This is a genomic window from Pseudoalteromonas sp. SR45-5 (assembly GCF_014163565.1).
GTDB classification, from domain to species: Bacteria; Pseudomonadota; Gammaproteobacteria; order Enterobacterales; family Alteromonadaceae; genus Pseudoalteromonas; species Pseudoalteromonas distincta.
In genome coordinates, this window is the sequence record NZ_JACJDN010000051.1 from 1 (window position 1) to 11,438 (window position 11,438).

8 protein-coding genes are annotated in these 11,438 nt (G+C 37.5%); 1 reads left to right on the plus strand and 7 read right to left on the minus strand.

All coding sequences use genetic code 11. The features are described from left to right. A partial coding sequence (locus H5072_RS03620; protein WP_182692736.1) for a LysR family transcriptional regulator occupies nucleotides 1–621 on the minus strand: 621 nt, incomplete at its 3' end. 115 nt (nucleotides 622–736) lie between these two features. Between H5072_RS03620 and H5072_RS03625 the strand changes: the two genes are divergently transcribed. After that, nucleotides 737–1,462 carry an aspartate/glutamate racemase family protein gene (locus tag H5072_RS03625; protein WP_165723777.1) on the plus strand — a complete coding sequence of 242 codons (726 nt, stop codon included), beginning with the start codon at nucleotides 737–739 and terminating at the stop codon, nucleotides 1,460–1,462. Nucleotides 1,463–1,529: 67 nt separating this feature from the next. Here the strand turns inward: H5072_RS03625 and H5072_RS03630 are convergent, their stop codons facing one another. From H5072_RS03630 to H5072_RS03655, 6 genes are all read right to left on the minus strand, one after another. Then, nucleotides 1,530–2,690 carry an aldo/keto reductase gene (locus H5072_RS03630; protein WP_182692732.1) on the minus strand — a complete coding sequence of 387 codons (1,161 nt, stop codon included), beginning with the start codon at nucleotides 2,688–2,690 and terminating at the stop codon, nucleotides 1,530–1,532. 616 nt (nucleotides 2,691–3,306) lie between these two features. Further along, complete coding sequence (locus H5072_RS03635; protein ID WP_024596528.1) at nucleotides 3,307–3,498, minus strand: DUF3185 family protein; 192 nt, start codon at nucleotides 3,496–3,498, stop codon at nucleotides 3,307–3,309. A 50-nt stretch (nucleotides 3,499–3,548) separates the two neighbouring features. Continuing rightward, the gene (rmuC, locus tag H5072_RS03640) at nucleotides 3,549–5,015 is read right to left on the minus strand and encodes a DNA recombination protein RmuC (RefSeq protein ID WP_024596527.1); all 1,467 of its coding nucleotides are present in this window, start codon (nucleotides 5,013–5,015) and stop codon (nucleotides 3,549–3,551) included. Nucleotides 5,016–5,515: 500 nt separating this feature from the next. Beyond that, complete coding sequence (locus H5072_RS03645) at nucleotides 5,516–8,662, minus strand: DEAD/DEAH box helicase (protein WP_182692733.1); 3,147 nt, start codon at nucleotides 8,660–8,662, stop codon at nucleotides 5,516–5,518. 406 nt (nucleotides 8,663–9,068) lie between these two features. Beyond that, a complete protein-coding gene (locus tag H5072_RS03650) occupies nucleotides 9,069–10,031 on the minus strand; it encodes a transcriptional regulator (RefSeq protein ID WP_182692734.1) in 963 nt (320 codons plus the stop codon). A 15-nt stretch (nucleotides 10,032–10,046) separates the two neighbouring features. After that, complete coding sequence (locus tag H5072_RS03655) at nucleotides 10,047–11,285, minus strand: AAA family ATPase (protein WP_182692735.1); 1,239 nt, start codon at nucleotides 11,283–11,285, stop codon at nucleotides 10,047–10,049. Nucleotides 11,286–11,438: the final 153 nt, after the last annotated feature.

Sequence of the window (11,438 nt, forward strand, 5' to 3'; positions counted from 1 at the left end):
CTCTAACTGCCTACCCATATAAGAATCTAAACTGTAAGCTAAGTGAGGTACAAACCCATCACTTTCTAAATTGTATATTGCCTTACCGTTTGCATTGCAGGCACTCACTGGCAATAACTCTGCACTGCCTATTTTTTGATGACTAAACGGAGGTAACTTTAATCGTTCGTTATCAAAAGCAATAAGTAGGTCACATGCGCCCTGTTCGAGCGTAGCTGTGGCTTTATCAACATCAATGGCTTCTATATTGAGGACTACTTTGCGATCACTTTTACTATGAAAGTTCGACAGCTTTAGCGCTAAAAACGTAGCTAATGAGTGCGCTGCAGCAACCTTTACTGAGTGAATTTCTTCAGAGGAGAGTTCTTCTAACATACTCACTGAGTTATTCATTTGGTTTATTAGATTACGCGCTGTTATATGAAATATTTTACCGCTTGAGGTAAGTGTAATTGGTAAGTTCTCTCTATCTATTAGCTCTGCACCTACGGCTTCTTCTAATGCTTTAATTCGTCGACTAAAAGCAGGTTGCGTTATATGCCTAAGCCTTGCGGCCTGCGAAAAGCTTTTTGTATTAGATAAGGCCAAAAAATCTTCTAACCATTTACTCTCTATATTCATAATACTCACTCAAGATATGCAATTTAAGCATGGGCAGTAAAATAATAGCATTATTCAAAACAAAAAAAACACGATAAATTTAACCCATACAGTAACAACTTATCGGAATATAACAATGCTTAGAACACTAGGAGTATTGGGAGGAATGGGGCCTTTGGCTACCGCCTCATTTATGAATCAAGTAATTGCGTTATCACCTGCTAAGAATGATCAAGAGCACATACCTATGTTTATAAGGAATATCCCGCAAATTCCTGACAGAACAAATTTTTTAATGGGTATAGAAGATGAAAATCCATTTTTTGAGCTTAAAAAGGGTTTTAACCAACTTACTAGCTTAGGTGTAAGTTGCATTGTTATACCGTGTAATACCGCGCATTATTGGTACAACGCACTAACGCAAAATGCTGATGTGCATACCATTAGTATTGTACAAAGCGTTATTAAGCGCGCAAAGGCAACGGGCAAACGTAAGGTAGGGATATTAGCGACCACAGCCACGCTCAATATGCGGATATATCAGACGGCATTTAGTAAGCACAATATTGAATTTATTGAGCCTAACGAGCAACAGCAAACATTTATAATGCAAGGTATAACGGCGGTTAAGTCAGGAGATTTAACCTCAGGACATAATCTTTTAAAACAAAGTTATGAGCTAATGCTAGCCCACGGTGCCGATACAGTACTATTTGGTTGCACCGAAATACCGCTAGTTTTAAATGAACAAGTATTTAATTCACCCGATACATGTTTAGATACCATCGCGATTTTAGCGCAAGAGTGTGTTAATTGGGCTTATACAAGCACTCAACAATCAACCCTCTCAAGTGTGGCTTAATTAAACATTAGTTATAAATAGGTGTGCTTACACTGGCGCATTTAAGTAGCACACCTAAATAGCCAACTTACACTGGCGCGTTTTGTTCAATCAAGTTTTTAGCTTTTAACTCACTCCAAAACGCATCCGGAATAGTAACCTTCATTGAGGCTACATTAGCTTTAATTTGCTCCTCCGTGCGTGCCCCAGGAATAATTGAGGATACCGTTGAAGGCGCCTCTGCAAACTGCAGTGCAGCTGTTTTAATATCAATCCCATGTTTAGATGCAATGTCGCTTATTGCATTAAACTTTTGCTGCATAGGCCCTGGAATTTTAGGCGAGTAATTAAAGCGATTACGACCGGCTAAAAAACCACCATTAAGCGGCGCACCAATGACAGCTGAAATACCTCGTTTATCTAGCATAGGAAAGGTTTTATCAAGTGCCTGCTTGTGATCTAAAATTGAATACTGCAGCGCTAGTAAGCAAATATCTGGGTCTGATATATCAAGCGCTTTATAAACAGCATGAGGTGTATTTACTCCAAAACCCCAGCCTTTAATTATTCCTTCATCACGCATTTTAGTCAGCTCAGGAATAGCACCTTTAGCCGCTTGATCAAAATACTTAAGCCAGTCATCTCCCATATCGCTGTTTTGTGGTGATAAATCGTGAATATAGACAATATCGAGTGAGGCGACACCAATACGATGCAAAGTATCTTCTATTGAACGGCGCGTGCCTGAGGCTGAATAATCATACTTATAATGAAACGGTGAGTGATCAGCCCAATGCCAACTATTTTCTAAAGGCTCTGCTGAAGGGGTAAGAAGGCGACCTACTTTTGAGGATAAAACATAATCTTCACGCTTTTTGTTTCGAAGTAAATCACCGAAGCGCCTTTCGCTTAAACTCAAACCGTAAAAAGGTGACGTATCAAAATGACGAATACCAGAATCCCATGCTGCATTTAGCATTGTTAAAATTTCTGTATCGCTTGATATAGTATTAAAGCCATTCCCGGCGGCAAGGCCACCCAAGCCCATTCTTGATTCCGGCCGATAATGCTTAGCGTTAGTAACATCGTTTGTGGGTAGAGCAGCGCTTTTATCTATTGATCCTTTAGTTTGCATAACACTGCCGTTAGACATTTTTACCTTTAGTTGCTCAGCCAAAGCTGAAGCACTAAAAATAGAGCCTAAACTTAAAGCAGCCCCTGCTTTAATAAAATTTCTGCGAGATACCATGTGACTATTCTCCTTGAGTAGGTTAAATATCTACGCTATAAGCTAGTATAAACAACAAACAAACTCAAGCAAGAAAAAGACAATAAACACCAATACTATCAATAAGATAGTTAAGTTAACAAACACTGAACAGACGTTTGAATTAACATTTAAAACTGATTATTTTCTTTACTCGTATAGTCCTTTTAAATGCACAAAACAGTGCACTTTAATAGCTTGATAAAAAAGCATACTTCCAAATTGGTGCACGCTTTAATACTCATTTATACAACATAAAATGGTTACATTTATTAGATGTGTACAAATTAGTAGACAAAACCGCAATAAATTAAAGATGCACAAATAATTTCACTAGCAAAGCGATTGCGGCAATAATTGGCTAATTTAACCGAGCGTAGTTGAAATAATTGGGGTAAATATTACTGAAGCGTTTATTTTTGAAGGTTTGCCTTGCAATACACGGCGTATTTTACTCTTTCACAATGCCATTGCTGGCAAGCCCTGTAAGAGTTTTATCTTGCCAAGTAACACTGTGCAGTGCAGCAAATTGCAACTAAATTCAACGTAGTTAGCGCTGAAATTAGCTGCTTAAATAGATCAATTATTCAAGTTCAGGTTACTTGAGCTTTTTAATACCAATTAACACACAGATGGCACCGCCAATAATACCCGCCCATGCTTCTATTGGTGTGTCGCCACTAAATGCACGGCTAAGCTGCGAAGCCGCCGCATCATACACGTCGTATCCCCACATAATTAAAGCGATACCTATAACGATTAAAACAATTCCTACAATCTTATTATTCATAAATACCCTTAAGGTTTAACTTACATAAACTAAATAAAAATAAATCAGGGTTAATCTAATTCTAATTGAGCACGTTCTACGCTCTCACTAGGTAACTCTTTTTGTACCGATACACCAAGCTCTTTAAACTCTGATGCTTGTTTAATTAAATTACCTTTACCACGGTATAGCTGCGAAAATGCTTTATCATAACTTTCTTTCGCTTTATCAAGCTGCTTACCTACACCTTCCATACTCAATAAAAAACCATTGAGCTTGTTATAAAAACGCTCCGCTCGACTTGCCAGCTCTTTTGAGTATTTAGTTTGCTCTTCAAAACGCCATAACTGTTTAACAATATTTAAACTAGTAAGCAAAGTCGTGGGTGTAGCTACCAGTATATTTTTTTCGATTGCTTGTTGGTAAATATCGCTTTGATATTTGAGTGCTTCTACAAAAGCTGATTCTATTGGTACAAACATAACCACCACTTCTGGTGAGTTAATACCTGGTAAGCGGTCGTACGATTTACTCGCAAGTTCATTAATACGCGCTGTAACGGCGTTTACATGCTCTTTAATTGCTTGATTAGCATCTAGATCATTTTCAGCATTCACGTAGCGTGTATAGGCATTTAATGAAGTTTTAGCATCAATAACTAAGTGGCGACCCTGTGGTAAGTACACAACTACATCAGGGCGTAAGCGGCCATCTTCAGTGTTAAACGACACTTCGCGCTTATAATCAACGCCTGCACGTAAGCCAGCACTATCTAATACGTTTTCGAGCATAAGCTCGCCCCAATTACCTTGGGTTTTCTTTTGCCCTTGTAGGGCGTTACTGAGCTTGTCGGCTTGATCTGTTATAGCTTGGCTTTTAGCTTGCAAATGCAGTAGCTCGGTTTTAAGCGCAGTCCGTTGTTTTATGTCTTCAACGTGCATTGATTCCATTTTTTCTCTAAAGCCTTTTAGCTCGCCTTGAACTGGTTTTAATAATTGCTCAATGCTTTCTTGATTTAAGGTTTTAAAGCTTTGTGATTTTTCTTCTAGAATTTTATTGGCTAGGTTTTCAAACTCTTTTTTGAGCGTATTTTTACTTTGCTCAATTTGCGCGAGTTGCTCGCTAAAGTTTTGCTGTTTTTGCTCAAGGGTAGTGCGCATATTATTATATTCAACATCGCGCTGATTGTATTGTTCACGAAGCGCTGCCAGCTCGCCTTCGGCTTTACGCCAAAAGTGATTGTATTGAATGCTTTGTTTTTCTTGTTCGCTAAAACGCGTTTTAAAATGCTGCGCTTCATCGCGCTGCTCTTGGTGAGTATGTTCTAGCAGTTCATGATCTTCTAGCAAGGCGCTGTATTGCAGCTCTTTATTATCAAATTGGTTTTGTAACAGGGAAAGCTGTTGCTGCTGTTCGCTTATTTGTAGATGTAGCTTTTTGCGAAGCCGTGTTGATACAGCGCCGTAAAATAGGGCGCCTAAAGCAACACCAGCACCAGCGCTTAACCAATCAATATTAGTGAGTACTTGAGTGAGCATAAAATAAACTTATAAAATTTAGAGACATGCCATCATAACCAATAACCAACAACAGAAGTAGGGGAGTTAAGAAATTACAGACATAAAAAAACCAGCTTAAAATAAGCTGGTCAAATATTACTAAGTTAAGTAATCAAAGGGATAATCAACATGTGCCCGAGCAAGCTGCAACTTAAATACATAATCACCAAAATAACTAATATTATTAGGTGAGGCTATATAACAACAGGCATTAGAGTAGACCGGATAACAAAATAATTAATTCAAATTAATTTGCGGAAGATCATTTATTTTTATTCGGGTTGATTTAAACAAATCAAATTATGGGCATAAAAAAAGCCAGTTCAAAATGAACTGGCTCAATCATTACTAAAATTAGTAACTAAATAGGGGGAATCAACATGAAAACTTGTATTAACTGCAATTAATCAACAAGCATAATAATAGACGTCCGCTTTTTAATTAAGTTCATAAAAAGATCAAAACTTTTTAGATCTTTTTTAGTTTTTAATTAATGACAACATTTGCTGCTCATCAAACTTTGTAAAGCTCATTGATTTATCAGTAAATAATGCATCAACAAGGGCTTGCTTGTCTTGCTGCATTCTAAATACTTTTTGCTCTATTGAGTTACTCATTATGAGCTTATAAACAAATACAGGATTAGTTTGACCAATACGGTAGGCTCTATCAGTCGCTTGCTTTTCTACTGCGGGATTCCACCATGGATCAAAATGAATAACGGTATCTGCTTGTGTTAAGTTAAGGCCTGTTCCACCGGCTTTTAAGCTAATTAAAAACACGGATGTTTTACCACTGGTAAACTCGTCGATTACTTTATCTCGTTGACGCGTTTGCCCTGTAAGCATACTAAAGTTAATGTTTATTTCTTCAAGGCGTTGGGCTATTAAATCGAGTGCCGATGTAAACTGACTAAATATAATAATCTTACGACCCAGGCTTAGCATAAGCGGTAAGTGTGTTGTTAACCATTCAAGCTTAGCGGAGCCTGCTTGAGTATCTGGATCTATTAATTTAGGGTGGCAACAAATTTGCCTTAACTTTAAAAGTGCCTCTAAAAATGCAAGCTTACTTTTTTGTGCGCCTTGTTCGGCAAATAAGTCTATTAGCTTCTCTTCTAATGAACGTGTAATGCCTTGGTACATTTCTTTTTGCTTAGGCTCAAACTCAAACTCTTTTGTAAGCTCTGTTTTTTCAGGTAACTCTTGCGCTACTTGTGCTTTAGTGCGGCGCATTATAAAGGGCATAATTAACGCTTTTAACTGCTCAGCCCTCTGCATATCAGCTTCACGCTCAATAGGTGTTTGAAAGTGCTGCTTAAAGTGGGCTTGAGACCCAAGTAACGATGACATAGCAAAATCGAGTAACGATTTAAGCTCAAGTAAATTATTCTCGATTGGAGTACCACTTAAGCAAAGTTTAAAGTCGGCATTTAAGCGTTTAACTAATCGTGAAACCTGTGCGGTATCGTTTTTAATGTATTGTGCTTCATCGAGGATTATATTTTCAAAATATAATGGCGAATAATATGCAATATCACGCTTTAAAAGCGGGTATGTAGTAAGAATGCATTGCGCTTGTGCTAAGTGTTGTAAAGGATCGTTACGGTTTGATCCAAAAATAGTGGTAACTTTTAAACTTTTAGCAAACTTAGTAATTTCGTTTTTCCAATTACTCACCAAGCTAGTTGGGCACACTATAAGTGTAGGGCCTGCTTGAGGGCGGTTAAATGTACTCGCTAAAAATGCAATAACTTGGAGTGTTTTACCCAACCCCATGTCGTCAGCTAAAATACCACCTAATTGATGACGTTTTAAAAAGCTAAGCCAATCAACGCCTTGCTGTTGGTACTCACGAAGTGTTACAGAGTCATTTAAGCCATGTAATGAAACCTTAGGCATTGCCTTATCGGTATTATTTAACTCTTGTAAATATAGCTCAAGTGAATCGTCGTGAAGCTCTACGTTAATAGCTGTGTGCTTTACTAGTTCAGGTAAATACGAAAGCGGAATATTAAATTCGTCACGTGTTTTTACAAATTCAAAACGTTCTTTAAATTCGTTTAATAAGTTAATGGCAGACTTATTAATAACCCCAAATTGACGACCAAGCGGGTAGTAATAAAACAGTTCACTTTGGCGATTCAATGACTGATAAAGCGAATCAGCATTAGTAAACAACAGCGCTGCTTTTGCGTCACACAACAATACTTTGCAGTGCATTTGATGCCCTGCTGCACGGTGTACATGTAAACTCACTTCACATTGTGGATTAGGGCTTGTTACTTTACTTACACTGACTTGCCAACCACGCTGCTTAAAGCCAGGGAATACTTCGTATATTAGCCAATGCAAATGGATAGGAGATTGCTTTGTAAATACAAGCTCACTTTGTAAACCCCCTTTACAAAATTCAAACCCTAGATTGATTAGCTCGTTAGTTACGGTGTTTTCAAATGCGCTATTTATAGTACTTGCTGGGGCAGAACCAGCTAAATAGTTTTTATTTTTATACTTAAATAATAGCGAAAGCGATAAACCTTGCTCGCCCATTGTAACTTTTAAAACAGCGTTACTAGATAGCTTAGGTAACGTTGGCTGCAAGTTAGTAGGGTGCGGTATAACACCTGCGCCAAAGTTATCGGCAAGCTGTTTATATATTCTGTCAAAATTAGCGTCATGCAAAGCAGGCATAGTTTGTAAATGCGCTATTTCGTCTGCACTCAATGGGGTACGAAGACGACCCGCTTTTAAATGATCTAAATCGAGGTAAGTAGGTGGTGTTGTTTTTAATAAAGCCCAGTTTTGGGTTTGCTCAAGCTTAATAACTAATTGTGATAGATCTTTATCTTGCTCCCAACTAAAACTCAATGCTTGGCCAGATTGCGCTTTAATTGGCACGCGAGAGCGCTGAAAAAACAAGCGTTCAGTAGCTATCAATTGTTGTAGGGCACTAAAGCCCCATTGGCCTTTTAGCTCAATACTTCCTACTGCATTTTGTGAACGTATCCAACTAAATAATCTAAAATCACTTTCGAGTAAATCATTTGGCGTTACGAAACTATTTAACTGTTGCTCAGTGAGGTTTCGGCCTAACGTGTAATTTTTTTTAGTCTCAAAATTAGCTATTTTAGGTGTTAAAAATACTTTGTTATTTTCAATATCTAATACAAATAATAATACTTGCGAGGGTGTATGTTGATCACCACTTTTAAGAGCGCTTAATTCACTAAACCAATCATTAATGAAGTAATCTTCACCGTATTCACCAGAGTGCTCTATTTTAAGCTTAAACAAAATAGCAGCTAAATGTCGGCATTTGGTTTTTGCATTACACGTACAGTGTGTATCAACAGAATAACCAGTTGGTACTTTACTGATCTCAATACGTTGGTTAAATGATGATCCGTTATCCACTTGCACGGTAGAGTCTACAACAGAAAAATTAGGGGTATGCTCTAGCCAGGTGATTTGACCTTTCTTGTAGTACTCTTTGCCTTTATCTAAGACATTTTCGCGGAAAAGTTTTTTAATAAAGCGTTCAGAAAGAGGAAACTGGGTAGCCTGCTCATTTTTAATTTCTTCAAAAATAGCCATTAAATCATTTTTTGATAAGTTAGCAGACATGTCACTCTAAGCATTAAATTTTAAAAATAATTCTGCCAGTATATGCCTTATGTGCTCTGAGCTAAAGCACTATTAACAAGATATAAACTGGTTGGAGCTGATAGCTTAGTAAAAAATCGGTTTATAGGTAAAAATGAGTATAAAATTTCGCAAAATATTAGGCACTACATACAAATATAAAGATTAAACCACACGTTATAGATCACAATTTTACTAACAATAATAATAAACCAAGAGCAAATAGCTAAAAGGGGGCGATTAGTTAGTAAAAAAGTGATCTTGAAGAGGAAATATGATTATTTAAGGTAGGATTAGGCTAGTAAAGATCAGATTTTTACTAACAAAACAATCTGTCAGATCAGTATTTAACTAAGTATATATGTCTGACAGATCATTATTTAACTAACTAATTAAAGACACTTAATAGCTTAGTTAATTGTTCTAAGCGTTTGTCTGTCATCACTTTATTGTCGATTTTGATAGACACATCACCACTTTTTAAATTGCGTTGTACCGATACAAACTTATTTTCAAGTACAGCTTCACGCTTAACAGCAGCTTGAGGCTCAGCAGTTAGGCATTTAGTGATTGCCATTGCACGCTTGTCGTCACTTGTAATGGCGTTTAGCTCTTCATCACTAGCTAGGTCACTAACAAGTTGATTAAACGCCTCTTGGTCTCTCTCCTTTGCGCTCATGAGCTTTTTAGCCACTTCGCGACCCACGTGATTCGCAGTAGGGTAGAGTGCAATAACTTCAGCAGGTATTTGTTCATACGCTTTAACAGCATCTGCAATGGCAGTGTGTGATACACCTTCAATTACAGCAATCTCTCTGTAAGATCCTTTTTTACCTTGTTCAATAAGCTCATTTTTAGTTTGCTGGTAAGCTTGTCCAAGCTCCCATAAACTTGGAGCGATATATTGATCTGAAGATACAGCTAAAATTTTAGCGTCTTGCTCAGTAAAGTCACTTGAACTAAGTACTAAATAATCGGCGTTACCTAAAATACAGGCCATACGACGGCGAGAACCCGCTAAGACTAAGCTTTTATCACCCTGATCCCAAAGTAACGCAGGGTGCTGATTACGGCCATCCTCTGCAATGGCAGGTAAAATATCCGATACTGACTTTTCGTTAAGAAGTGCTTGTACACGGCGGTTTTTACCGTACACACCTGTTGTAGATTCAATGTCAGCGTGTGCGATCACTTTGCAAATAAGAGTAATTTGGCGCTCAGGATCGCTCGGTGCTGGCATGCGAATTACATCACCAGCATTTGCTTGTTCAAGTAATGCGTCAAGGCTACTACTTCCTACAGCTGTTGCAAAAGGATCTAAGCGGGTGTCATTTTTACGTTTTTTAGCCATTTTTATTTAACATCCTTACTTAGGGGTATTGAGTGTTGATTGAGTTGACTGCCAATTTGAACGAATAAGCATTTCTAGCTCATCGACCACATCTTTAATATTTTCTTGAGCGCGCATTAGTGATTCACGGCTTGCTAAGCTGTCTGACGCTTTTTGATCAAAAATAGTATTGAAAGACGAAGAGCTAGCAGTAATCGCCGAGCTGTGGTTGATTGGGTAACTCATAACTTGGCGACCGAATGCACTACGAACATCTTTAACAATATCGCGCTGTGAGTGATTACCTTTTACATAGTTGGTCACTAAAAACTGCATAAAGTCCCATCCCTCATGGCCAAGTGCCGCAACGGTATGGTAAATCTCGCCTAGTCGTTTTAAATATTTATTATTAGCATCAAAGTCTACAGCTTCTGGATGAACAGGGATAAGCATCGCAGTAGAAGCCATTAATGCATTATAAAACATAAAGTTAAGAGTTGGAGCTGTATCTATTAATATAATATCAAACTCGTCTTTAACAGGGTTAATTACTTTTTCAAGTAACTTATGGTAATGACGAGTTTGCTCATAATTTGAGGTGTCTTTGAGTAATGTTGCAGTTTCGTGCTCAAAATAAAAATCGTCCATACCTGATGGTAGTACACGAATATTTGGGATGTGCGTTGATAAAAATGAGTTTGAAACAAATTCAGGCCATGTTTCGCCCTCATCTAAATCTATACAATCACGCATTAAATCACCAACAGTAATTGGGTCATGCTCGCTTGAAGGAAAAAAGCTTGAAGAAGAACCTTGAGGATCTAAATCAATTATACCAATGCGATAGCGCTTAATATTTGTAGTTGCCAGCGCTGCTGCAATATTAACCATGCTAGTTGTTTTGCCACAGCCACCTTTGAGAGAATTAATGACAATAACTTGCAGTTTGTCATCACCAGTACGATGATCTGGTTTAATATCCATAATATCAGCCATAGCAAAAATGTTTACTAATGTGTAAGCATAATGACCATTGGCGCCGCGTTTTATGTTTAAATCATCAAAGTCACCGTTGTCATGACGTCTTTTTAAAGTACGATTATTACAACCTAATAAATCGGCAGCTGCTTTTTGCGTATAAGTTCTTAATTCTTTTTCTTCTGATTTAAGATGAGCACGATAATGCTGAATACGACCTTCTAAAGATTTTTCAGCTACTTCTGCAGTTGCTTTTAAAAGCCGGTAGGTACTTAGCGCGTTATTATTGATAGACATACTTTCTTCCTCAAAGTTAGGCAGTTAGTATAATGTCCATTCAAATTGCTGTAAACAACTATTTAAGACGACATGCATTTTAAAAAGAAGACATTTAAAAATACTTTTACACTTTTAATATTGCTTAGTATAAATAAAGAAGTTTAAAGGTGG

Excerpts from the sequence above, each read along its gene's own strand:
- H5072_RS03625 (WP_165723777.1), top strand. The coding sequence starts at position 737 with ATGCTTAGAACACTAGGAGTATTGGGAGGAATGGGGCCTTTGGCTACC.
- H5072_RS03630 (WP_182692732.1), bottom strand. The coding sequence starts at position 2,690 with ATGGTATCTCGCAGAAATTTTATTAAAGCAGGGGCTGCTTTAAGTTTA.
- H5072_RS03635 (WP_024596528.1), bottom strand. The coding sequence starts at position 3,498 with ATGAATAATAAGATTGTAGGAATTGTTTTAATCGTTATAGGTATCGCT.
- rmuC (WP_024596527.1), bottom strand. The coding sequence starts at position 5,015 with ATGCTCACTCAAGTACTCACTAATATTGATTGGTTAAGCGCTGGTGCT.
- H5072_RS03645 (WP_182692733.1), bottom strand. The coding sequence starts at position 8,662 with ATGTCTGCTAACTTATCAAAAAATGATTTAATGGCTATTTTTGAAGAA.
- H5072_RS03650 (WP_182692734.1), bottom strand. The coding sequence starts at position 10,031 with ATGGCTAAAAAACGTAAAAATGACACCCGCTTAGATCCTTTTGCAACA.
- H5072_RS03655 (WP_182692735.1), bottom strand. The coding sequence starts at position 11,285 with ATGTCTATCAATAATAACGCGCTAAGTACCTACCGGCTTTTAAAAGCA.